Source organism: Bacillus sp. PK5-006, assembly GCF_054161415.1.
In genome coordinates this window covers 2,458,568-2,482,106 of sequence record NZ_CP096414.1, presented here as the reverse complement: position 1 = coordinate 2,482,106, position 23,539 = coordinate 2,458,568, and the positions used below count along the sequence as shown (strand labels likewise).

At 40.1% G+C, this 23,539-nt stretch carries 25 protein-coding genes; 15 read left to right on the top strand and 10 right to left on the bottom strand.

Going from position 1 to position 23,539, the window contains the following annotated elements; all coding sequences use genetic code 11:
• Window positions 1–26: 26 nt before the first annotated feature.
• On the bottom strand, window positions 27–1,139 hold the full coding sequence (locus M1D84_RS12850) for an NAD(P)-dependent alcohol dehydrogenase (protein ID WP_122631213.1): 1,113 nt from the start codon (window positions 1,137–1,139) through the stop codon (window positions 27–29).
• A gap of 209 nt (window positions 1,140–1,348) precedes the next feature.
• Between M1D84_RS12850 and M1D84_RS12845 the strand changes: the two genes are divergently transcribed.
• From M1D84_RS12845 to hag (M1D84_RS12830), 4 genes are all read left to right on the top strand, one after another.
• Window positions 1,349–1,969 carry a TetR/AcrR family transcriptional regulator gene (locus M1D84_RS12845; RefSeq protein WP_283860024.1) on the top strand — a complete coding sequence of 207 codons (621 nt, stop codon included), beginning with the start codon at window positions 1,349–1,351 and terminating at the stop codon, window positions 1,967–1,969.
• Between the two features lie 380 nt (window positions 1,970–2,349).
• Window positions 2,350–3,879 carry a Kelch repeat-containing protein gene (locus M1D84_RS12840; RefSeq protein WP_024424969.1) on the top strand — a complete coding sequence of 510 codons (1,530 nt, stop codon included), beginning with the start codon at window positions 2,350–2,352 and terminating at the stop codon, window positions 3,877–3,879.
• 230 nt (window positions 3,880–4,109) lie between these two features.
• Window positions 4,110–5,045 carry a flagellin Hag gene (gene hag, locus M1D84_RS12835; RefSeq protein ID WP_024424968.1) on the top strand — a complete coding sequence of 312 codons (936 nt, stop codon included), beginning with the start codon at window positions 4,110–4,112 and terminating at the stop codon, window positions 5,043–5,045.
• A 287-nt stretch (window positions 5,046–5,332) separates the two neighbouring features.
• Window positions 5,333–6,154, top strand: a complete 822-nt coding sequence (gene hag, locus M1D84_RS12830) for a flagellin Hag (RefSeq protein ID WP_024424967.1) — start codon at window positions 5,333–5,335, stop codon at window positions 6,152–6,154.
• A gap of 35 nt (window positions 6,155–6,189) precedes the next feature.
• Here hag (M1D84_RS12830) and M1D84_RS12825 read toward each other — a convergent pair whose 3' ends face one another.
• Complete coding sequence (locus M1D84_RS12825) at window positions 6,190–7,662, bottom strand: FAD-dependent oxidoreductase (RefSeq protein WP_458106261.1); 1,473 nt, start codon at window positions 7,660–7,662, stop codon at window positions 6,190–6,192.
• Window positions 7,663–7,881: 219 nt separating this feature from the next.
• Here M1D84_RS12825 and M1D84_RS12820 point away from each other — a divergent pair, with 219 nt between their 5' ends.
• On the top strand, window positions 7,882–8,706 hold the full coding sequence (locus M1D84_RS12820; protein ID WP_268421404.1) for a methyl-accepting chemotaxis protein: 825 nt from the start codon (window positions 7,882–7,884) through the stop codon (window positions 8,704–8,706).
• Window positions 8,707–8,748: 42 nt separating this feature from the next.
• Here M1D84_RS12820 and M1D84_RS12815 read toward each other — a convergent pair whose 3' ends face one another.
• Window positions 8,749–9,114, bottom strand: coding sequence for a DUF5412 domain-containing protein (locus M1D84_RS12815; RefSeq protein WP_029706785.1), 366 nt, complete (start codon window positions 9,112–9,114; stop codon window positions 8,749–8,751).
• 242 nt (window positions 9,115–9,356) lie between these two features.
• On the opposite strand from M1D84_RS12815, the gene M1D84_RS12810 reads away from it, so the two are divergent.
• Complete coding sequence (locus M1D84_RS12810; protein WP_024424964.1) at window positions 9,357–9,980, top strand: poly-gamma-glutamate hydrolase family protein; 624 nt, start codon at window positions 9,357–9,359, stop codon at window positions 9,978–9,980.
• 26 nt (window positions 9,981–10,006) lie between these two features.
• Here the strand turns inward: M1D84_RS12810 and M1D84_RS12805 are convergent, their stop codons facing one another.
• Window positions 10,007–10,555 carry an ImmA/IrrE family metallo-endopeptidase gene (locus M1D84_RS12805; RefSeq protein ID WP_024424963.1) on the bottom strand — a complete coding sequence of 183 codons (549 nt, stop codon included), beginning with the start codon at window positions 10,553–10,555 and terminating at the stop codon, window positions 10,007–10,009.
• 310 nt (window positions 10,556–10,865) lie between these two features.
• Here M1D84_RS12805 and M1D84_RS12800 point away from each other — a divergent pair, with 310 nt between their 5' ends.
• Window positions 10,866–11,765, top strand: coding sequence for an N-acetylmuramoyl-L-alanine amidase (locus M1D84_RS12800; protein ID WP_122631219.1), 900 nt, complete (start codon window positions 10,866–10,868; stop codon window positions 11,763–11,765).
• On the opposite strand, the gene M1D84_RS12795 is transcribed toward M1D84_RS12800, so the two are convergent.
• From M1D84_RS12795 to M1D84_RS12770, 6 genes are all read right to left on the bottom strand, one after another.
• Window positions 11,754–11,885, bottom strand: a complete 132-nt coding sequence (locus M1D84_RS12795) for a type II toxin-antitoxin system SpoIISB family antitoxin (RefSeq protein WP_120207232.1) — start codon at window positions 11,883–11,885, stop codon at window positions 11,754–11,756. The genes M1D84_RS12800 and M1D84_RS12795 overlap by 12 nt on opposite strands.
• A 98-nt stretch (window positions 11,886–11,983) precedes the next feature.
• Complete coding sequence (locus tag M1D84_RS12790) at window positions 11,984–12,154, bottom strand: type II toxin-antitoxin system SpoIISB family antitoxin (RefSeq protein WP_024424961.1); 171 nt, start codon at window positions 12,152–12,154, stop codon at window positions 11,984–11,986.
• Window positions 12,129–12,899 carry a type II toxin-antitoxin system SpoIISA family toxin gene (locus M1D84_RS12785; RefSeq protein ID WP_024424960.1) on the bottom strand — a complete coding sequence of 257 codons (771 nt, stop codon included), beginning with the start codon at window positions 12,897–12,899 and terminating at the stop codon, window positions 12,129–12,131. The genes M1D84_RS12790 and M1D84_RS12785 overlap by 26 nt, the downstream gene beginning before the upstream one ends.
• Before the next feature lie 146 nt (window positions 12,900–13,045).
• Window positions 13,046–14,044: an inorganic phosphate transporter gene (locus tag M1D84_RS12780; protein ID WP_017359158.1), complete on the bottom strand. Its 999-nt coding sequence runs from the start codon at window positions 14,042–14,044 to the stop codon at window positions 13,046–13,048.
• 15 nt (window positions 14,045–14,059) lie between these two features.
• Window positions 14,060–14,677, bottom strand: coding sequence for a DUF47 domain-containing protein (locus M1D84_RS12775; protein ID WP_024426775.1), 618 nt, complete (start codon window positions 14,675–14,677; stop codon window positions 14,060–14,062).
• A 206-nt stretch (window positions 14,678–14,883) separates the two neighbouring features.
• Window positions 14,884–15,342 (bottom strand): ASCH domain-containing protein, encoded by a 459-nt coding sequence (locus tag M1D84_RS12770; protein WP_024424958.1) that lies wholly within the window; start codon window positions 15,340–15,342, stop codon window positions 14,884–14,886.
• Between the two features lie 227 nt (window positions 15,343–15,569).
• Between M1D84_RS12770 and ggt the strand changes: the two genes are divergently transcribed.
• The 8 genes from ggt (at window position 15,570) to M1D84_RS12730 (ending at window position 23,531) form a co-directional block, all read left to right on the top strand.
• Window positions 15,570–17,321 (top strand): gamma-glutamyltransferase, encoded by a 1,752-nt coding sequence (ggt, locus tag M1D84_RS12765; protein WP_122631220.1) that lies wholly within the window; start codon window positions 15,570–15,572, stop codon window positions 17,319–17,321.
• A gap of 261 nt (window positions 17,322–17,582) precedes the next feature.
• Window positions 17,583–18,620 carry a sulfate ABC transporter substrate-binding protein gene (locus tag M1D84_RS12760; protein WP_270125287.1) on the top strand — a complete coding sequence of 346 codons (1,038 nt, stop codon included), beginning with the start codon at window positions 17,583–17,585 and terminating at the stop codon, window positions 18,618–18,620.
• A gap of 11 nt (window positions 18,621–18,631) precedes the next feature.
• Entirely contained in the window at window positions 18,632–19,477 is an 846-nt protein-coding gene (gene cysT, locus M1D84_RS12755) for a sulfate ABC transporter permease subunit CysT (RefSeq protein WP_122631222.1), read from the top strand.
• Window positions 19,478–19,482: 5 nt separating this feature from the next.
• Window positions 19,483–20,352, top strand: a complete 870-nt coding sequence (cysW, locus tag M1D84_RS12750; RefSeq protein ID WP_122631223.1) for a sulfate ABC transporter permease subunit CysW — start codon at window positions 19,483–19,485, stop codon at window positions 20,350–20,352.
• A 15-nt stretch (window positions 20,353–20,367) separates the two neighbouring features.
• On the top strand, window positions 20,368–21,099 hold the full coding sequence (locus M1D84_RS12745) for a sulfate/molybdate ABC transporter ATP-binding protein (protein WP_181950597.1): 732 nt from the start codon (window positions 20,368–20,370) through the stop codon (window positions 21,097–21,099).
• Window positions 21,100–21,338: 239 nt separating this feature from the next.
• Window positions 21,339–21,806 carry a PTS sugar transporter subunit IIA gene (locus M1D84_RS12740; protein ID WP_024424952.1) on the top strand — a complete coding sequence of 156 codons (468 nt, stop codon included), beginning with the start codon at window positions 21,339–21,341 and terminating at the stop codon, window positions 21,804–21,806.
• A gap of 53 nt (window positions 21,807–21,859) precedes the next feature.
• Complete coding sequence (locus tag M1D84_RS12735; protein ID WP_024426780.1) at window positions 21,860–23,233, top strand: PTS galactitol transporter subunit IIC; 1,374 nt, start codon at window positions 21,860–21,862, stop codon at window positions 23,231–23,233.
• A 19-nt stretch (window positions 23,234–23,252) separates the two neighbouring features.
• The gene (locus M1D84_RS12730; protein ID WP_003212259.1) at window positions 23,253–23,531 is read left to right on the top strand and encodes a PTS sugar transporter subunit IIB; all 279 of its coding nucleotides are present in this window, start codon (window positions 23,253–23,255) and stop codon (window positions 23,529–23,531) included.
• Window positions 23,532–23,539: the final 8 nt, after the last annotated feature.

The window sequence follows — 23,539 nt, the reverse complement described above, 5'->3', positions numbered from 1 at the left end:
ATGGCAAGGGGGCTAACTTTCACGACTTAAGCACGATACTCTTTATCTAAAATAAGAATTGGTTTAATCGTAGACCCATTTTTAGAATCTTCAAAGGCTTGTTCAATGTCTTCTAATTCGTAGAATTTTGCTAGTTTCTCAACTGGGAATTGTCCATTTTTAAAGAATTTCACTAGTTTAGGAATAAGTAGTTGTGGAACGGCATCCCCTTCTATCACACCTTTTAATGTGAGGGCATTGATCATTAGGTCATTTGTTACATTAAATGTTAAATCACGCTTTCCTACTGCTACTGTTGCACAAGTCCCTTTGACACGCAAGCAATGAAGGGCAGCTAGAGTGACTTCTGGTACACCAGTTGTTTCAAATGAGTAATGTGCACCTTTGCCTTCTGTTATTTCCTTAATTTTTTCAGCTGGATTCTCATGCTTACTGTTGATGATATGTGTTGCACCTAATTCTTTTGCTAACTCAAGGCGGCTATCATGAATATCAACGGCAATAATCGGATCACAGCCAGCGATTTTAGCTGCCATTAACCCACTTAAACCAACAGCACCTGTACCGAACACTACAAAGCTTGTACCTGGTGCTGGAGCAAGTGAATTTAAGACAGTACCGCTCCCGGTCATTAAGCCGCATCCGAATGGGCCTAAATAACGTAAATCGGTTTCTTTGTCTACTTTCACCACATTTTTCTCATCAACCGTGGCATATGTACCAAATGACGATTGACCAAAAAATTGCGATACATCTTGGTGATCATGTGTATGAAGTGGCGTTTCATTATGCTTATTACGACCAGAGAAATTCAAAGGCATCATGTTCTCACATCCACCTGCGTTCCCATCTAAACAATTATGACAATGACCACAATAAGAGAAACCTAGTACAACGTGGTCTCCTTCTTGAACGGTTGTGACATTAGAACCTGCTTTCACTACAATGCCAGAACCTTCATGTCCTAATAAAGCAGGACGTGGGACAGGAAGCGTTCCATCTAATACTGTCGCATCAGTATGACAGACGCCAGATGCAACAATTTTGACAAGCACTTCATCTGCTTTTGGGTCATCTAGTAATAACGTTTGTTTCTCGAAATCTTTTTCATTTGTTGTGACCATCGCTTGAATTTCCATATCATGTGCCCTCACTTTGTATAGTATAATATTTAATAAAGTTAGATCAAATGTCACAAAAAATTCATTTCTTTATGACTAATTTGATTGTAGGACGAAAGATTTTTCGTTTCAATCAGCAAAAAAACTTTTTTGTATAGGTTTTCAACACACAGGAATTTATGTATCTCTAATCAACATTTTTTAAAAAGTGTCTAAAGGAGGGGCCAATGATCAAAAAAGAGGATCGCCGTGTTGAGCGAACAAAAGAAACACTTCGGCATACATTCAAAATACTAGTAAAAGAAAAAGGATATTCGCATGTAAAAGTAAAGGATATTGTGGAAAATGCAAACTATAATCGGACGACGTTTTATGTGCATTATGAAAGTAAAGATGAACTAGCAGCAGATTTTATTTATCGAGAAATGGAAGATTTCGAATATGAATTTTGTAAGCCGACTCGTGAAAATCCCCTGTTAGACTTAACTCGCATGAAACCAGAGGGCACCTATGTATTTCAATATATCGTCGAAAATCGCGACTATTATGATTTATTAGTTATGGAAGACCGCATCCCGCAAATACAAGAACAATTGCTTAAGAAAATACAATACATCTTCCAAAATAGAATGTCGTTTGTGAGTGATCAGTATGCAGAAATCAACGACAGTTATTTTATCCAATATCGTTCATACGGCATCTTTGGTTTTATCATTGAATGGATTAGAAATGACTACAATGCGTCCCCCTCTGAAATGGCACGCCGCATTATTAATTTATTATATAATCAATCCTCACTTATGATTGAGCTGAATGGCGATGAACCGATTATTAAACGTGATGCTTAGAACATATCTTCACCACACAATATATTTTAATGATTGAATGAATGACTTATTGATTTATTGAATGAGAATGAAGCCTTTAAAGTTCCATTGAAGAAGATGTAAAATTATATTTTTTGCATTTGAGGTACTCATGTGCTTTATCAAATTAAGAATTTAAGCTTTTTGTTCAAAAAAGATAAAGTAAGCCGGAGAGGTCTTCATTTGCGTTCATTGAAAGATATGTTCAGAGAGAAAAATACAGATAAATTTGATATATGTAGAAAGATATTAATAGAAATGTGTGCATCCTGAATTTATTATGGGACACAATTGTAAAATTTAAATGTTATTACAAATATGTCGATAAAAGGAGGGACATTTAAATATGGAGGAAAGAAACGATGAAAAAAGGTTTATTCTTAGTGCTTTTGACCATTTTTATGATGGTCACAATTCATCCGTTAAAAGCTCATGCTGCTGAAACAAATGGGTGGACGAAGCGAGCGGACTTACCGGAAGAGCGTATCGGAGCAAGTGTAGGAGTAGTTGAGGGGAAAATATATGTATTCGGTGGGGCAAGTCAGCAGTCTAAATTCAACAATTCGACATATATGTATGATCCTAAAACTGATTTGTGGTCAGAAAAAGCAAGTATGCCTAGATTAAGAACAGGAGCTGCCTACGCAACAGTAGGTAAAAAAATCTATGTTATTGGCGGTCTTACTGATACAACTAAAACAGTTCACAAAACCATCGATGTTTATGATACGGAACTAGATCAATGGACAGAAGAACCGATTCAGATGCCTGAGAAATTTATATATACATCCTATATAAATGGTTCCTTAAGAGCAGTTACAGTTGGAGAAAAAATTTATATAGTGGCATCTTTATCAAGCTCTCAAGTAAATTTTTACTCCTATGATACGGTGAGTGGAGAGTGGGAAAGCTTAGATAATTCTCAATTAACTTCTCGTCAAGGGAGAAGTATTGCAGAGATAAATGGAAAGTTATACATTGCTGGTGGTGAGGCTAATGTTAGCCGAACGAATGATAAAAATATTTTAGAATATGATATGACGCTAGAGAAGTGGCAACGCTTAAAGGATATTCAATTAAATTCTTTTGCTTATGAAGCTGCATATGCGACATACAATCATAAATTATTTATGATTGGTGGTCAGAGAATTGGAGATAGATCGAGTAAATTATTAAAACAAGTCCAGATATTTGATCCAAAAACTAGTCAAGTCCAAGATTCTTTATATGAAATCCCTGAAGGAAGAGTTGGATCTATGGCAGCTATTGCTGATGATCAATTATATGTTATTGGTGGAAGAGATTATGCTGAATCAATTGGTAGTTATTCTGTCAAAAACAATTTTAAATCTGTTATCTCTATTCCATTAAAAAATCTGCAAAAAGTGTCAAAGGATCAGGATGAAACAAAACCAGATGATGGCACAAGCGAAGAACCGAAAGATCAAGACGGAACAAAACCAGATGATGGCACAAGCGAAGAACCGAAAGATCAAGACGGAACAAAACCAGGTGATGGCACAAGCGAAGAACCAAAAGATCAGGATGGGACAAAGCCAGGTGATGGCACAAGCGAAGAACCGAAAGATCAGGATGGGACAAAGCCAGGTGATGGTTCAACTGAAGAACCAAAGGATCAAGACGGAACAAAACCTGGTGAAGAAGCAGCAAAAGGCATACTTTCAATTACGATGATAAACGGGCTGCAAAAGGATTATTTGCTTTCAATGAAAGAAATCAACGATTTTCTTAACTGGTATAAAGAAAGAAGCTTTGGAATTGGTATGAACTTCTATGAAATCAATGATGAACACAATAAAGGTCCTTTCACAAGTAAGAAGGATTATGTGGTGTACCAAAATATCTTAATGTTTGATATCAAGCAATACTGAAATTCATAAATGTTAAGCTGCTGATAAGAGATCAGCAGCTTTTTATTTTGATAAAATTGTTAAAATTAGGATTAACGTCATGAAAAAATAAGATATTTTTTTAAAAATCTGCTAAACATCCTATAAACACATCCGATAATAGAATTGTCAGGGTTGATAAGCCCTAGAATAAAGGACTTTTTTCAGACAAGGACGTCTGTCAGGTCCCACATACATGGAGGTAATAGGAAATGAGAATTAACCACAATATCGCAGCACTTAACACATTAAACCGTTTGTCTGCAAACAACGGTGCGAGCCAAAAGAACATGGAGAAACTTTCTTCTGGTCTTAAAATCAACCGTGCAGGAGATGACGCAGCAGGTCTAGCAATCTCTGAAAAAATGCGTGGACAAATCCGCGGATTAGAAATGGCTTCTAAAAACGCACAAGACGGTATCTCTCTTATCCAAACAGCTGAAGGTGCATTGACTGAAACTCACTCAATCCTTCAACGTGTTCGTGAACTAGTTGTTCAAGCTGGAAACACAGGTACACAGGATAAAACTACTGATCTTCAATCTATTCAAGATGAGATTAAAGCTCTACAAGAAGAAGTAGATGGTATCTCAAATCGTACAGAGTTTAACGGTAAGAAATTGTTAGATGGTACATTTAAAGCTCCTGCTGATCCTGCAGCACCAGCTGCTGGTGAGCAATCTTTAGTTTTCCAAATCGGTGCTAATGCAACTCAACAAATTTCAGTGAACATCGAAAAAATGAGCACTGATGCACTAGGAGTTAAAGATCCAGCTGATACAACTGGAAGAACAATCTTAGCTAATCAATCTGTAAAAGATATTGATGTAACTAAATTTGCTGATAATGCAGCAGATGCAACAGATGTTGGTTTTGATACTCAATTGAAAATCGTTGATGCTGCTATCAACCAAGTATCTGCTCAACGTGGTAAACTTGGTGCAGTACAAAACCGTCTAGAGCACACAATCAACAACCTTAGTGCTTCTTCTGAAAACTTAACAGCTGCTGAGTCTCGTATTCGTGACGTTGACATGGCGAAAGAAATGAGTGAGTTCACTAAGAACAACATTCTTTCTCAAGCGTCTCAAGCTATGCTTGCACAAGCGAACCAACAGCCACAAAACGTACTTCAATTACTACGTTAATGACAGGCCCCTATATGGGGCTTTTTTTTATGCTTCTTTTCTTCACATTTTCTTCAGTCTTATGATTCTTAAATCCCTCTGTTAAATCATGATAAATGACCTTTAATTTTGGCATACTCTAGCGAAACGATCATAGTTAATGAGACTTTATCCTTATTTATTCCTTTTTTGTTAAACATATTCCAGTTAAGTTCGATAAATGGATTGTAAGGCTTACAAAAAAATTCTAATTTAGAACTTTTGGATAAGGACGTCCAATTGGTTCAAACACACGGAGGTCATTTAACATGAGAATTAACCACAATATCGCAGCACTTAACACATTAAACCGTTTGTCTGCAAACAATGGAGCAGGGCAAAAGAACATGGAAAAGCTTTCTTCTGGTCTTCGAATCAACCGTGCAGGAGATGACGCAGCAGGTCTTGCCATCTCTGAGAAAATGCGTGGACAAATCCGCGGATTAGAAATGGCGTCTAAAAACGCACAAGATGGTATTTCTCTTATTCAAACAGCTGAGGGTGCATTAACTGAAACACATGCGATTCTTCAACGTATGCGTGAATTGACAGTTCAAGCGGGTAACGTGGGTACTCAACAAACAGAAGATTTAACAGCTATTCAAGAAGAACTCGATGCTTTGGTTGAGGAAATTGATGGTATTTCTCAGCGTACAGCATTTAACGGAAAGCAACTGTTGGATGGTACTGTTGAGGATGGATTCCAATTTCAAATTGGAGCGAACATTGAGCAAAATATCAATGTAAAGATTGGTAAAATGGACGCTGAAACACTGACTGTCAAAGATATTAAAGTAAATGAAGAAGGCTTTAACTTTGACACTGAAGTAGCAAAAATCGACGTAGCAATCGGCGCTGTATCTAAACAGCGTTCAGCTCTTGGTGCAGTCCAAAACCGTCTAGAGCACACAATCAATAACCTTGGTGCTTCTGCTGAAAACTTAACAGCTGCTGAGTCTCGTATTCGTGACGTTGACATGGCGAAAGAAATGAGTGAGTTCACAAAGAACAACATTCTTTCTCAAGCATCTCAAGCAATGTTAGCGCAAGCAAACCAGCAGCCGCAAAACGTACTTCAATTATTACGTTAATGAAAAAGCCCCCTTTAAAGGGGCTTTTTTTTGTTTCAATCGAATGACAGCAAGTGCTCTAGACGAAAATCAGGAACCGCTTCATGGAAAAAAGCTCGGTTGCCTTCATCGTTCTTTTGATCCCATTGCTTCCACCATTCGGCGGTTTCTCCTGAGGTGTCAGCTTGAATCATGTCGTTCAGCTGTTCTAAGTTGATGATTTCTCTCGGTTCTGTTAAGAAAGAATGCATCCGGTGATACGCTTCAAGTCGTTTAAGCTGTTTTGTGACAATGGCGTATTGTACGTAGCGATTTAAAAATTCCTGTACGAACGTCAAATGGGGGATGGTTGTTTCTCCTTTTAACTCGACACCGTCCCACGCCATATCAGCAATTGCACAAAGCCACCAGCCAAGTTCACTCGCTTGCTGCATTTGTTGTAATGTGTCCTTTTCAAAAGACAGCCGCTCATTTTTTTGTGCTTGTTTGAGCATACGGTGAAGTGTTTGTGCTTCGAGGGCAGCCTTTGTCATGCCCTGTCCATGAATGGGATCTAACGTACACAAGGCATCGCCCATCACCAATAATCCACTTGGCCAATCCTGCATTTGTTCATAGTGATGTCTCACGCAAGAAGGAACTCTAAATCCTTTTGGTTTTGTAAAGGGCGTTAAATGGGTGATGGCTTCTGCTATCGCGGGATGGGTCAGTCCAGCGGTTTCTGAATCAAATTGATCTGCATCCGTTGTGGGATAATGTGAACCGCCGGCTGCTGAAAGAAGCACAGCTACTAAATCATGATCAACCCGTTCAAACAGTCCTGTTGGGATTTGCTTGTCTGGCTGGCCAACTACAACCATTGATTGCAGGGGTGGCGCACCTGATGGTATTTGATAATATCTTGTGCTGTAGCCTAGAAACACACTTAACTCATCAGTCTGTGGCAAGGTTAATCCAGCGTCTTTCAACCATTTTGGCAACTTAGACATTCTTCCAGACGTATCGATCACTAAGTCTGCTTTCATTTCATGAATGCTGCCAGGTTTTACTTGCCGGTTCTTCACGATGAGCCCCATGACATGATTTGTTCCCTCTATAAACTGAAGAGAGATGGCTTCATGTTTTTCTAAAAACTGCACATGTTCCTCTTTTACCATTCTTTGCATCAGCACCCACTCTAGCATCGCGCGTCTTGTAACGGCGGTTTCTTCTGTATCAGTGAGCGTTAACTCGCCATCTTTTGTGATAAATCGAGAGGTTTGATGCATGGTATTAAATCCGCCCATTGCCAGTAACTCTTTTGTATAACCAGGGAATAGACGTTCAACGATTTGCTTGCCAAGTGGCAGCATTCTATGTGGATGAAAGGCTTGAGGAGTGCCGAGACGATTCTCAGGAGAGTCTGGCAGTTCATCCTTTTCAATAATCAAAACTTGATGATAAAACGTTGATAAAACTTTTGCAGCGAGCATCCCGGTGATACCTCCGCCAATGACGATTGCCCGCTCATATTTCATGGGTTGTGTCACAACATGCGCCTCAAATAAATATACAAAATGGTTACATGACCATTTCATCATATGTCGATTCATTAATTATAGCAAATTTACGTTTGAATATAGAAAGGAAAAGTACTTCTTTTTACTCGTAAATATGAAGAATTTCTTCTAATCATCATCATTATTTTTAAAAAAGTAACTATTAAATTAAGAAGAACGACCGATAAACTATATAAGGGGGTAGGGAAATTGGATATACTACAGAGTATTGTGACAGCAGCACCTTATATGATGCAGATTTTAAAAAACGAAGTGACGATGGGTGTCATTGATCGAGAGAAATTCTTGCTGTATTTGCCATCGAAAGATGTGGATTTTCAAATTCGTGCTGGAGAACCCATTAAACCAGATGATTTAAATATGAAAAAAGCGCTCAGAGGTGAAACATCAAGTACGTTTGTACCTGAATCGGTCTATGGAATACCGTTAAATGCAATGGGTCTGCCAATTTTTGATGAAAATCAACAGGTTATCGGCGCACTCGCTTTAGGTTTTCCACTTAAAAATCAATTAGAGCTTGAAGCGTATATGGAGTCATTAAATGACATCATTCAAAGTATTCAAGAAAAGGTGCATGTGGTGGCGGCGCATTCGGAGGAGCTTTCTGCGACAAGTGAGGAAATGACCTTACAAACGCAGCAAACACTTGAAAGCTCGAAAAAAACATCTGATATTACAAAAATGATTAAGGGCATTTCGAAACAAACGAGTTTGCTGGGATTGAATGCGTCAATCGAAGCAGCCAGGGCAGGAAAAGAGGGGGCTGGATTTAGTGTTGTAGCCAGTGAGGTTCAAAAGCTTTCAAGTGAAACTTCACGTGCAACAGAAAATATTGAAAGTTCACTGCAAGGAATTTCCTCTAATATACATACATTACTTGAGAGTATGGATCATATGAAAGGTTCATCATCAGAGCAGGCTTTACTTGTGACAGAGTTTAGTGAAATTGTGGAACGACTGACGAGCGTAAGTAAAGAAATGAAAGAATTCATGCAGCATGTGATGTCAACGTAAAAAACGAATCTAAGAGGGATTCGTTTTTTTGATACGCTATTTTCATTTGTTCCGGTCAAAGCGATAATCGTATGTTTCTCCTTTTACCACATTTAAAAATTCATGCCCAATTTGAACAAGCTGTCCATTTTTCCATTTGATGAGAGGGTCTTTGTCAGGGTATTTCCAGTAAATCGTTTTCTTTCGGTGGGTGAGTTTGTTTTCAATTTCTGCTCTAACTGCGTTCTCCTTTAGTTTCCCTCCGCTATGTCGATAGGTGTTGATGATATATGTTCCGTCAGGTGATGTCATCGAGCGGATAAAGGTTCCGTGAGATACGCCTTGAAGAGAAAAGCATTTCCAGTAAATGATGCCAGCGAAGCTAAGGATTAAGATGACAAAGGTGATGGTGGTTTTCTTTTTTAACATGAATTCCTCCAGATGTAGATCACAATATTTCTAATTTATGAGAGAGAATGCAAAAAGATTCATATAGTCCAAAAGTTCTATTCATTTCAATTATCGGTCATTTTTTCTCAAAATTCAACAGATAGCCGAAAAGATAAGGAAAATTTAAGGATGTATTAAGTCGATAGGTCATGCGAAATCCCTTTACAAAAGAATTTAAGATCAGTAGACTTATGCTCATATAGAGAAATGGGGAAGATGGAATGACGCAAATCATTGATACATATCAAAGTTATGAAGAGCTTTCCGCTCATGAAAGAGAGGGAATCGACTATCAAATTCTTCACGAGCGGAAAGGAGATCAGCTTTTGGTTTTGTCCCCTCATGCTGGGGGAATTGAATCTGGCGTGAGTGAGCTCATTCATGAAATCGCAAGTGATGATTCTATGTATTTATTTGAAGGCCTTAAAGTGAAAGGCAATCATGTGCTTCATATTACAAGCACACGTTTCAATGAGCCGGTCTGCCTTTCTCTAGTGCATGCCCATCATTACACGTTTGCGCTCCATGGCTACGGGGAAACGGAGGTGCTTCAAACATTAGTGGGCGGGACAGACAGAGAAAAAGCGGCAGAAACAGTGAAACGTTTAACGCTTAATGGATTTCCCGCAGTGCTGCTATCTGAATCTGATCGCTATTCTGGAACACATCCTCACAATATTAATAATCAATGTCTGACCGGAAAAAGTGTACAACTTGAAATCAGTCAGGCGCAAAGAAGAGCATTCTTTCAAGACTTCAGACGGCGCTATCGCCGTGAAACGCAAAATGAGCAATTTTATCGGTACACAAATGTACTCAAGCAAGTATTAAATCTTTATGGATAAACCCTGTCGCCCTATGCAGAAGAGGCTTACGTTTGATAAACAGCTTCTTTTTCCGCGACCTTCTCGGCTTTCATTAAATAAGATGTAAACTCTTGTTGGAAGCGAATGCCTGCTTTCCGCTGTTCGAACAAGGCGAGCCGCTTTTCAGCGAAAGCCCAGGTGACGTGAAATGTTTGCGCAATGTGCAAAATGGCTTGCTGCCGAAGGTTTGGAAGCTTCATTTGCATCAGCATAAAGGTCGGCACACAAAAGTGATACATGAATTGTTTAGCCTGAAACTCTTGCAGTTCTCGAAAGAGTTTGTGCATCTTGAAATGATTGCCTGCATGCTTCAGCACATGACAAAGCTCGTGGGCAAAATCCTGCCATTGTTCCTCTGACGATAGAGATCTGTTTAATATAATACTGTAAAGACCTTGATGTTTGATCATCATGCTGCCAGTATCCTCATAGTGGACCCATACATGAAATTCAGAAGCGATCCTTTGCATGTCTCTATAAGCAGGACCGCTTATTTGTAATTTGGCATATAACCGCTTAATCTCTTCTTCTAAATGGGTTAAAAAACCAGTCATTTAAAAACCTCCAAGCAAACGTATGTTCTGTTTTTGGCGTAAAAGAAAAGTCCATATAGGACTAAATAGCTAATGAAGCTATTACTTACTTTTAATATCGGCTTATTTTTAACAATTTTAACATAAAATCAAGGAAAAATGGAATTAATTCCTGTTTTTTTCTTCATTTTTGCGTTTTCCATTACTAAAAAGAGTGGATTGAATTCAAATTTTACCATAGTCTTCTCACTAAAACAAACACAAGTTGTCTTACGAACGCCACCAATTGATGAGAAAGATCAATTCAATTTAGCAAAAGGGAGTGCAGAACATGGTAGAAATTTATCAAGATTTTATTCCAGTTGGAAACGGGAACCGCCCAGGATACGCCATGACACCGATGTATGTGACGGTGCATAACACAGCAAACACGTCAAAGGGAGCGGATGCAAAAAGTCATGCGGCATATGTGAAACGCCCAACGACAGCGGAAAGCTGGCACTTTACAGTGGATGATCATGAAATCTTTCAGCATCTGCCGTTAAATGAAAATGGCTGGCATGCAGGGGACGGAAATGGAAATGGGAACAGAAAGTCGATCGGGATTGAAATTTGTGAAAATGAAGATGGGAATTTCCAGCAAGCGGTCAAACATGCGCAATGGCTCATTCAAAAGCTGCTGAAAGAGCATCATATTCCACTAGCGAATGTGGTCACACATCAGCACTGGTCTGGAAAAACATGTCCGCGTCTGCTTCTCGCTACATGGGATGAATTTAAAAAAGGAATTGAAACGGCAGGAGACCCTGAAACGGTCATCACGTATGTCGTCAAAAGCGGGGATACGTTAACGAGTATTGCCAAAGCTCATGACGTCACAGTTCAAGATCTTCAGAAGTGGAATAACATTAGCGACCCGAACAAGATTCAAATTGGACAGGTTCTCAAAATTTATCGAAATGATGGAAAAATGATGTATGAGCTGCCAGATGGGATTTTAAAGGTGACTTCGCCTCTAACGAAGGGAGAGCACGTACGCCTCGTCCAAAAAGCGCTTGCTGCTGTTTATTTTTACCCTGATAAATCGGCTGCAGATAAAGGCATCGATGGTGTTTACGGAGAAAAAACGGCGAATGCCGTAGCGCGCTTTCAGCTGGTGAACGGTCTGACAAGTGATGGGGTATACGGTCCTAAAACGAAGGAGAAGCTGCTTAAACTGTTAAATCAGTGAGTGTTTCTGTTTGTATGATTGGATGGCTGTTTCACTCTTTTCAATTAAACGCTTAGTATATGGGGATGGCTGATATTCAGCAAACTGAACATATCTCAGTTGTTTGATTTTCTTTTTCATTTTGGCACCTCAATCGTTGCAGCGTATAGTGTATTGTATGCAAGTCTATGTGAAAATGGAAGCAGGACGCGGATTTCGTTCCGCGTCCTTTAGTGTAATCAAGCCTTTTTATTTTTATACTCATCCAGAAGCTGTTCATTCTTTTTAAAAATTCGCTCAGTATGGGGGCTTACCTTATAATCGGCCATACTGATATGGCGTTTTTTCTTTAAAATCTTAAAAGGGTTTTTCTTAGGATTGTTGTTATCCCCTTGAAGTGCGTGGTCCATCTTCATCACCTTCCTCTTCGTCAGGCAAGATTAGGTCATAAATTGTTGTAAGTGATGTCATTAATAAATAGTCGAACTCCGTGACAATCTCATCGGAGGTGAGCTTAATGACAAAATGAGCATCTGCTACAGAAAATGGGATGAGCACCAAATGACCGAAATCATCGTAATATACTTCCTGCCTGTCAAGCTTCGCCTGAATAAGAGCCCGCTGGTCAAGTGTCCGAAGCAGGTCGTCTTTTTGTTCCTGCATATCGTATGGACAAAGCACCGCTTGAATATTCATCTTGTCGGCAAAAGAATAAATCAGCCGCTCAATTCCCTCTATATATGCCTCTACACTTCCATAATATACATGGATCGGTTCATTTTTCAATAGGTATTGGTACGTTTTTAGTTTATTGAGGTAAGAATGAAGCAGATCGTTATTTTGTTCAAGGAGTTGATGGGTGTCGGTTTCCAGCTCATGATTTCCGAGTTTCTTAATATAGGAGCTAAGAAAGATGAAGGCATCAGTTAATGCGAAAAATACGGCAATGATCAAGTAGTGCATCCAATCGGTGAAGATAGAAGAAGGGTCATTTGTCCAGTACACAACAGCACCCGCTACATAAATCCAATACCACGTTTTACGAATGGCAAACATCTTTTCTTTTACTTTTTGTTCAAAGCGCCAAACTGCAAATACATACACTGCAAGAGCACCTAGCAATAACCATACAGTCAATTGAAAAAATAATAGCATGTTCTTCTCTCCCATAGACAGATGAATACTTGTTTATTTCTATGGATATGATTGGAAACCCTGCTTCATGAAAAAATGTCCTGCAGGAAAAGGGTTTTTAAGTGTGCGGGCAAATAAAAAAAGACCTGTTAGACAGGTCTTTGATATTAGAGAATCGCATTTAACACAAAGTATATAAGAGCTCCTAGAGTTCCTGAAATCGGTAATGTAATCACCCAAGTGACAAGCATACGTTTTGCCGTACCCCAGTTAACCCCTTTGACTCTGTGTGCAGAACCTACACCTAGAATAGAAGATGAGATCACGTGAGTCGTACTAACAGGTAAGTGAATAAACGTCGCACCGAAGATAATAGCTGCACCCGTTAAGTCGGCAGATACTCCGTTTACTGGACGAATTTTCATAATTTTACCGCCGACTGTTTTGATAATCTTCCAGCCGCCGATAGAAGTACCGAGTCCCATTGCGAGCGCACAAGAGAATTGTACCCAGAAAGGAATGTCGTCTGTTGTATGCAAATTACCTGCAATTAAAGCCATCGTAATAATTCCCATCGCTTTTTGCGCATCGTTTGTCCCATGGGTATACGATTGCAGTGCAGCCGTTAAAATTTGAACACGTCGGAATTGTTTATTTGTTTTTGCGAGATTGTTGTTTCTAAATATAATTTTGATAATGGTATACACGATATATCCCAATACGAAAGCTAGGATAGGTGAAAGCAAAAGTGCTTGAATGATTTTAATGAATCCCGAATAGTTTAAAGCGCCAAAACCGGCAGAGGCAATAACCGCTCCTGCAATTGATCCGATTAATGCATGTGAAGAACTACTCGGAATCCCGTAATACCAAGTAAGCAAGTTCCATGTGATGGCCGCAATTAAAGCAGCCAAGATCACAACAGAGCCGTTTTGAAGTGTAAATGGATCTGCGATATCTTTTGTAATGGATTTTGCCACACCTGTAAATGTCATTGCTCCTAAGAAGTTCATGAACGCTGCCATGATGATCGCATGTCTAGGCTTTAATGCCTTCGTTGAAACTGAAGTCGCAATGGCATTTGCTGTATCGTGGAACCCGTTAATGAAATCAAAAGCAAGTGCACAAATGACAATAAGTATGGTAAGGATGAGTAATGTGTCCATGTTTAACTAACCCCGTTACGCATTCTTCATAATGATTGTTTCTAGATTGTTGGCAACACTTTGACAGGAATCAGCGATTTCTTCAAGTGTTTCGTAAATTTCTTTGTATTGAATCACTTTAATTGGATCTGTTTCTTTTCCAAACAAGTTCTTTAATGATTTACGATGAAGATTGTCACAATTATGTTCAATCTCTTTGATCTTGATTGCGTGCGGATGAATATCTTTCAAGCGATTTTCAGCTAGTAGATCAATTGTGATTAAAATTTCTTTCGCACACTCTCTGATGTAGTGGCTGAATTTGTCGATATGTTCGTCAGAGCTTGTAATTGAGTAAATTTCTAATGTTGCGGAAAAATGCTCAATTCCATCTAAAACATCATCGAGGCTATTCGTCAATTGAAGAATGTCTTCACGTTCAATCGGTGTAATAAAGGCTTTGTTCAGCTCTTTAATCATGGTATGAACATGATTATCACCTTTTGTCTCATATTCCTTCAATGTGTCAGAAAATTCTTTCAGAGTGGTTTGATTTGTTACTTTATAGCTAACAAAATACTCAGCAGTTTCATCTAAATTTTTAGCAATTTCCGTTAACAAGACGGAAAACTTGTCTTTTTTCCTTTTTAACATGTAAAAACCCTCCATTGTATAAATGAGACAATGCACACATCAAATAATTATATATTCTTTTGTCGAAAAAAAACAGGTGTAGTCGAAAATTTCTTCACTTTTTCTATTTGATCTTATTCTGACCTAAAGATGTGATCTCAACACACCTTTTTCTAAAAGGGGAAAAGCAACGAAAAAAGCGGGCCATATTTGGCGCCGCTTAAAGGCTAAGAAGCTGAATGAATCAGCTTAAACCGTTCACAAACAAGAAGCATATCCTCTTTGAATTCTAAACCGTATGATTGGAGTGCTTCTGTGAAAAATTCTTTATGTTCTCTGTACCAATAGTCATAAGATAAGTCGCCTTCACCTTCTGCTTGTGCAAATGATACGGGGACTTCATTCATTGGCATGACATCAACATGTGTAATTTCAATGATGGCTTTTGGCTCTTCTTGGCTGTCCAAAATGACCGCATATTGTCCGGGTTGTGGAAGCGGCTCCTGTTCCTTTTCATAAAAAAGGTGTCCAGAACAAGTGGCTGTTTTTTTTCCTTGCTTTACAAGATCAAGCAAATGATCAGGATCTGAGCCGAATGCCCACGCCGAAACAAACGCGTCAGCAGGTGCTTTTTCTGATTTCTCTTTCCAATAGTCTTCCCAAAATAATCTGCATTTGTTGTTCAATGTTTTTCCCCCTCTTTGTTGTGTTTATTATACCTTGAAGCTGAATCGTTGGAAATGATGTGTCTTTATTCCTAATGAGTGAGTGCGTCATATGTTTTGAAAAACAATGTTTGATTTGGGAAATGTAGGATGATAGGATGAAAATTTTTGAAATTTTAGAATAATCTATTGTATTCTGGTCAAGAAGTCGGTAAGGTCAAAGTAAGAATATGGAAGGGGTGTTGTTCATGAAACGCATTTCTCTAACTGTTTTGTCCATATGTCTGTTTGTTTTCTCGTTTTTTCTGCCTGTCAGCCAAGTCAATGCGAACGAATCTCATGGGAGTAAAGTAGCTGTTGGTAAAGATGGCATGGTGGCTACTGCTCACCCACTGGCATCAGAAGTAGGTGCTGATGTATTGAAGAAAGGTGGAAACGCAGTGGATGCTGCTGTTGCCATCCAGTACGCACTGAATGTGACAGAGCCAATGATGTCTGGAATTGGCGGCGGTGGTTTTATGATGGTTTATGATGGAAAGACAAAAGAAACATCCATCATCAATAGTAGAGAACGAGCACCACAGGGCGCAACACCTGACATGTTTTTAACGGATGAGGGAAAAGTCATCCCATTTGCTGAGCGATCCACACACGGTAATGCGGTTGGTGTTCCAGGGACAGTAAAAGGTCTCGAAGCAGCATTAGATAAGTGGGGAACCCGTTCGATGAAGGAATTGATTGAGCCTTCCATTCAGCTTGCAGAGGATGGATTTGAAATCGATTCTGTTCTAGCAAAAGCCATTGAAGATCATCAAGAAAAGCTGAAAAAAACGGCCGCAGCGCCAATCTTTCTTCCAGATGATCAGCCGCTCAAAGAAGGCGATCTGCTTGTACAGCCAGGTCTTGCGAAAACATTTAAGCTCATTGCAAAAAAAGGAAGCAAAGCATTTTATGAAGGAAAAGTAGCAAAAGCACTTGCAAAGACAGTCCAAGATTTTGGCGGAACGATGACAACTGATGACCTTGGTCGTTATGAGGTCAAGACTGACAAGCCTATCTGGGGGAACTATAAAGGATACCAGCTTGCAAGTATGCCTCCACCAAGCTCAGGCGGTGTGTTTATGCTGCAAATACTCAAAATACTAGATCACTTCAATCTATCACAATATGACCCAAAATCATTCGAAAAATATCAGCTGCTAGCTGAAACAATGCATCTCTCCTATGCTGACCGTGCTGCATATGCAGGCGACCCCGAATTCGTAGATGTTCCACTAAAAGGACTACTAGACGATGATTACATTTCAAAAAGAGCTTCTCTCATTCAATTAGATCAAATGAACAAAAACCCGAAAGAAGGAGATCCATGGGCGTATGAGGAGGAAAAAAATCCATCCCCAATTGTCCCGCAGCCAGAGGATAAAACCATTGGCGAGACCACTCATTTTACTGTTGCCGATCAGTGGGGAAATGTCGTGTCATTCACAACAACCATTGAACAGTTATTTGGTACAGGGATTCTTGTTCCGGAATATGGCTTTTTCTTAAACAATGAACTAACAGATTTTGACGCAAGACCAGGCGGAGCAAATGAAGTCCAGCCGAATAAGCGTCCATTATCCAGTATGACCCCGACCATCATATTCAAAGATAACGAGCCGGTCATGACTGTGGGTTCACCTGGTGGAACGACTATTATTGCTTCTGTTTCACAAACCATCCTAAACTTACTTGAATACGACATGGAGCTGCAAGATGCGGTGGAAGAGCCGCGGATTTATACAAACAGTACAACTTCTTACCGTTACGAAGTAGGTGTTCCCCTTGATGTAAGAACGAAGCTAAATGATATGGGTCATCGTTTTGGCAGTTCACCTATTGATATAGGAAATGTGCAAGCCTTACTCATTGATCGAAAAGCAGGGACATTTACTGGAGTAGCTGACTCCTCGAGAAATGGAACCGCTGTTGGTGTCAATTTAAAGCTTTCTGCCGATTAAAAACAATTTCCCGGGAAAAGAAGCGCCTCTTCAAGATGGTGTTTCTTTTTTTGTTTAAATAAAAAAACAGAGTTGACACCTGTGAATAGTTTGAATAATATATAGACTAACATCAATCATACATAGCTGATCGGACAACCGAAGGCTCTTGGCAATTTGAAGTACAGGACTGTGATGTATTTCAGGTGGCTAAGGGTCTTTTTTGCGTATGAAACGGCAAGGTTGGTGTCACTATTTTTGATAACGGGGGAGCGGGATAACATGAAAAAGTGGAAATGGGTCTGGATCGTGACCATTATATTCGTCTTGGCTGTGACGAGTACTGCATGCTCAAACGCAAACGAAGCTTCAAAGCAAAAGGGAAAGGTTGAGCTGTTAAATGTTTCGTATGATCCTACACGTGAATTGTATCAGGAATACAATCAAGCCTTTCAGACGTATTGGAAAGACAAAACAGGTGAGGATGTCACGATCAAGCAGTCTCACGGTGGATCAGGAAAGCAGGGAAGATCGATTATTGATGGACTCGAGGCAGATGTGGCAACACTGGCTTTAGGGTATGACATTGATGCGATTGCAGATCGCGGACTGCTTTCAAAAGATTGGCAAAAAGAATTTCCAAGTCAGTCAACACCGTATACATCGACCATTGTGTTTCTTGTGAAGAAAGGGAATCCCAAAAATATTAAAGATTGGGACGACTTGATTCGGCCAGGAGTGTCCATCATTACGCCAAATCCGAAAACGTCCGGCGGTGCGAGATGGAATTACTTAGCTGCATGGGCCTACGCCGATAAAACATTTCATGGGAATGAAGAAAAAACAAAGGATTTTGTCAAAAAGCTATATGAACATGTCGAAGTCCTTGATTCAGGTGCACGCGGAGCCACAACGACCTTTGTTGAACGCGGACTTGGGGATGTGTTAATTGCATGGGAGAATGAAGCCTATTTAACGCAGCACGAACTAGGCAAAGACAAATTTGAAATTGTCACCCCATCAATTAGTATTCTAGCGGAGCCGCCTGTTGCGGTCGTAGATCAAAATGTGAAACGTAAAGGAACAGAGAAAGTGGCGAAGGCTTATTTAGATTATTTATATTCTAAAAAAGGGCAGGAAATTGCGGCGAAAAACTATTATCGCCCTAGAAATCAAGAAGTCTTAAACAAATATAAAGACCAGTTTAAAAAGATTGATATGGTGACGATTGATCAAGCGTTTGGCGGGTGGAGAAAGGCGCAGAAAAGATTTTTTGATGATGGCGGATTATTTGATCAAATATACAGCGGACAAAAATAGGGGGCGATGTGATGAAGAAAGCACATGCAGCCGCCAATAAAAGAAAACGTATATTGCCTGGATTTGGGCTGAGCCTTGGGGTGACGCTCGTTTATGTGAGTGCGATTGTCGTCATTCCTTTATCCATGGTATTTATTTGGACGGCTTCATTAGGAGCAGAGGGGATTTGGAAGGTTTTTACCGATGCAAGAGTATTGAAGTCTCTTCAGCTGACCGTGACGACTTCCTTTGCAGCTGCTCTCATCAATGCAGGGTTTGGTGTACTAATTGCCTGGGTTCTCGCCAGGTACACATTCCATGGAAAGAAAATCTTAGATGCTCTCATTGATTTGCCTTTTGCTCTCCCAACAGCTGTTGCGGGTATTGCCCTGACCACCCTCTATTCTCCTAATGGATGGATTGGTCAATTTTTGCATATAAAGGTGGCGTACACACCGATTGGGATTATTTTGGCACTGATTTTTATTGGCATTCCATTCGTTATCCGAACCGTTCAGCCTGTGATAGAAGGGCTGCAGCAGGAAGTTGAAGAGGCTGCGGCGATTCTTGGTGCGACAAGGAGACAGACCTTTTTTCACGTACTGCTGCCGGCCTTGTTTCCTGCGGTGATGACTGGATTTTCACTTGCGTTTGCAAGAGCGCTAGGTGAATATGGCTCTGTTGTGTTTATTGCTGGAAATATTCCGTTTAAAACAGAAATTACACCGCTGATGATCATGTCCAAGCTTGAACAGTATGATTATCATGGTGCAGCAGCGATTGCATGCTTGATGTTGCTTCTTTCGTTTTTCATCCTGTTATTGATTCACGGCATTCAGTGGTATGTTGAGCGGAGAAAACAAGTATACGTGAGGTGAAACCATTGGAGAGAGAGCTTAGTCATCAGCACCATGTTCAGTATAAAAGTCCTGTAACCGAATCTAAAGGGGTGAAAATCCTCTTGATTACGGTCGTGTATGTTTTTTTGATTTTATTTTTACTCATACCGCTGATCGCCGTTTTTTCAAAAGCATTTGAGAAAGGATGGAGTTCATACCTTCTGGCCATCTCACATCCAGATACACTCGCGGCGATCAAATTGACTGTTTTCATTGTCGTCGTCACCTTGCCGCTTCAAATGATCTTTGGGGTGAGTGCTGCATGGCTTATCACAAAATTTAATTTCCGCGGAAAACGTTTGTTAACGACTGTGATTGATCTCCCGTTTGCCGTTTCGCCTGTGATTGCTGGACTTGTATTTGTGCTTTTATTTGGTTCAAACGGGCTTTTAGGACCTTGGCTTATGGCGAATGGATGGAAAGTCATTTATTCTGTACCAGGCATGATCCTAGCCACCATATTCGTTACATTTCCGTTTATTGCTAGAGAATTAATCCCGTTTATGCAGCATGAAGGCATTCATGAGGAGGAAGCATCGCTCACACTTGGTGCAAACGGATGGAAGACTTTTTTCTTTGTGACACTGCCGAATATCAAATGGGCTCTTTTTTACGGTGTCATTTTAGCCGGGGCAAGAGCGATTGGTGAATTTGGTGCCGTGTCGGTTGTATCAGGTCATATTCGAGGCATGACCAATACGATGCCGCTTCATATCGAAATTTTATACAATGAGTACCAATTTCAAGCCGCTTTTGCTGTGGCGTCTCTCATGGCGTTTGTGGCAGTCATTACTTTAATCATTAAGCAAATCATTCAGCAGAGGGATCACCGGCTTGGCAAGCGCTCAACATAAATGGAGGGATCGGCCTTGGGGATTACAGCAAAACAAATATCAAAACAATTTGGTCAGACAAAGGTTTTGCAAAACGTGGATTTATCGATAAGAAATGGTGAATTGATTTCTTTATTAGGACCGTCTGGCTCTGGGAAGACGACGTTATTAAGAATCATTGCAGGTCTTGATTACGCCAATAACGGGCAGGTTTTATTCGGAGATCAGGATTACACACACATTCCAGTACGAAAACGGCAGATCGGTTTTGTATTTCAGCAATATGCGCTTTTTCGAAATATGACGGTTTTTGAAAATGTGGCATATGGGCTGAAAATTAAACCTAGAGGAGAAAGACTGCCTAAAAAAGACATCAAAGAGCGGGTACATGAGCTTTTAGAGGTTGTTCAGCTTTCGCAGTTTGAGCAGCGGTATCCAGATCAGCTGTCAGGCGGGCAAAAGCAGCGTGTAGCACTGGCGCGCGCACTTGCCGTTCAGCCGAAGGCTCTCCTCTTAGATGAACCCTTTGGTGCACTTGATACAAAGGTGAGGAAAGAATTAAGGCATTGGCTGAAAAAAGTTCATCGTGACTTTCAAATGACCACCATTTTTGTGACACATGATCAAGAAGAAGCATTCGATATTGCTGATCGTGTTGTGGTGATGAATGAAGGAAGAATCGAAAAAATTGGCACAAAGGAAGAAATGGCAGTGCAGACAGACAATCTATTTGTATCTGAATTTTTAGATATAGGAAGCCACATTTAACAAGCATTATAGAAGATTAGAAGGAAGAGACGCGGTGATGACTGCGTCTTTTTTTATTTAAATTTCCCTAGGGACATTGACTTATAATTTTGAATATTATAATATCTTTACAAAGGTAACAGTATTGAACATTTTTTAGAACTCATAATTGTAAGCGCTTTATAAAAGGTTCTATTCTAAAAATATTCTTTCTTTTGTTACATGTGTTCATATTTATACCAAATGAAAGGGGTGGTTGTTTGAACAGCTTGTTTGAGTTAGATGAACAACTGATTAAGCTGCAGTTCGAAGCATCTTCGAGAGAGGAGGTGACCACATATTTAGCAGGGCGGTTAGAAGCTGGAGGGTACATTAAATCGAGCTTTTTACCAGCAGTGCTTGAAAGAGAAAAAACATATCCTACAGGCCTTCCACTGGCAGCGTTTGGGGTAGCGATTCCGCATACAGATCCTGAGCATGTGAACAAACCAGCGATTAGTGTAGCTACTTTAAAGGAGCCTGTCATTTTTCATAAGATGGGAAGCCCTGATGAAACAGTGCAAGCCAAAATTGTGTTTGTCCTAGCAATCTCTGAGCCTAGCAAACAGCTTGTGATGCTGGAGAAACTGATGACACTTTTTAGAAAAGAAGAGGTGATGACAAAGCTCTCACACATGACATCTTATGAAGAAGCAGTTGACGTGCTTCAGCAAGAACTAAACCAATAGTTATTCTCGAAAATATGTAAGCGCTTTATCTGAAAAATTCAGGAGGTGGATGTATGATCAAGCAAGCCGTCGATTTTATATTAGACCTTGGACCAACTATTATGCTCCCGATTATTATGACGCTTTTCGGTATGATTTTAAGGCAGGGCTTTAAGAAATCCTTCAGGGCCGGTATTACAATCGGAATTGGATTTGTCGGTGTCAATCTTGTCATTAATTTGCTCGTGAGCGGTCTTGGGCCAGCAGCAAAAGCCATGGTTAATTCCCTTGGGCTAAAGCTCGATATTTTGGATGTTGGATGGCCGATTGGAGCTGCCATATCCTTTGGTACACCCGTTGCCCCGCTCATGATTCCTCTTGTGCTTTTATTAAATGTCATCTTATTGTCCGTAAACTTTACGAAAACGCTGAATGTGGATATTTGGAACTTCTGGCATTTGATTTTCGCAGCCTCTGTTACTTACTACGCTTATCATAATATGTTCTTGGCTCTTGCTGTTGGCTTGATCGTCTCTGCGATCACGCTAAAATTAGCCGATTGGACGGCGCCGACAATCGAACACCATTTCGGATTAAAAGGCGTATCGATGGCTCATGCTGAAACGGTCAACTTTGCCCCGCTCATGTATGCGTCCAACCGCATCATTGATAAGATCCCTGGTTTAAACAAAATTCATGCTGATCCAGAAACATTGAAGAAACGCTTTGGCATTTTTGGCGAACCGCTTGTGATGGGTCTCATACTTGGTATCATTATTGGTCTTCTCGGCGGCTATGATGCAAAAGGTGTGATGACGCTCGGTATTCAAATGGCAGCAGTTCTTGTCTTAATGCCAAGAATGGTTGCGCTATTAATGGAAGGGCTCATTCCAATCTCTGAGGGCGCTCGTTCTTATATTCAAAAGCGTTTCCCTGGGAAAAATGTCTATATTGGTTTAGATACAGCGATTGTGATTGGTCATCCAGCGAATATGGCGGTAGCCCTTTTAATGGTGCCGATTACGATTTTGCTCGCAGTTGTCCTGCCTTACAATGGCATGCTCCCGTTTGCTGACTTATCGGTTCTGCCATTTACAGTTGTCTGGGCAGTAGCAGCCGCTCGTGGAAATATTATTCGCGGTCTTATTAACAGTATTTTTACATTAATGATTGTCTTCTTTATCGCAACGAACCTTGCACCGCTTGCGACAACCATGGGGAAAGCAGTCGGCTTTGATTTCCCAGAAGGGGCAAACATGATTTCAGGTATTGACCTTGGTTCTCACGTTATTCCTTGGATCATGGTGAGACTTCTTGATCCGAGCAACCCTTACTTTATTGCAGCGATTATCTGTGCTTTGGCTTATGCGCTTCTATGGTACTGGGTGCGAAATGATATTAAAAAACAGTATGCAAAAGAAATGGGCTTAGATCAAAAAGAACAATAAATGAGCTGGAGGGATTCTAATGGCGAAGAAAATATTAGTATCATGCGGAACGGCAGTTGCAACATCAACGGTTGTGGCTAAAAAGGTAGAAGAGACATTAAAGGAAAAAGGATATGATGTCGTCGTGGAACAGTGTAAGGCATCTGAAGTCCCGCAAAAAGCGGAGGGTGCAGATTTAATTGTGACAACAACGCCTGTGAGTGATACAAAAGGGACACCTGTGATTCAAACATTATCCTTTTTAACTGGATTTGGTATTGAAGATGATATCGAGAAAATCATCGATCATATCAAGTAGAGAGTTAT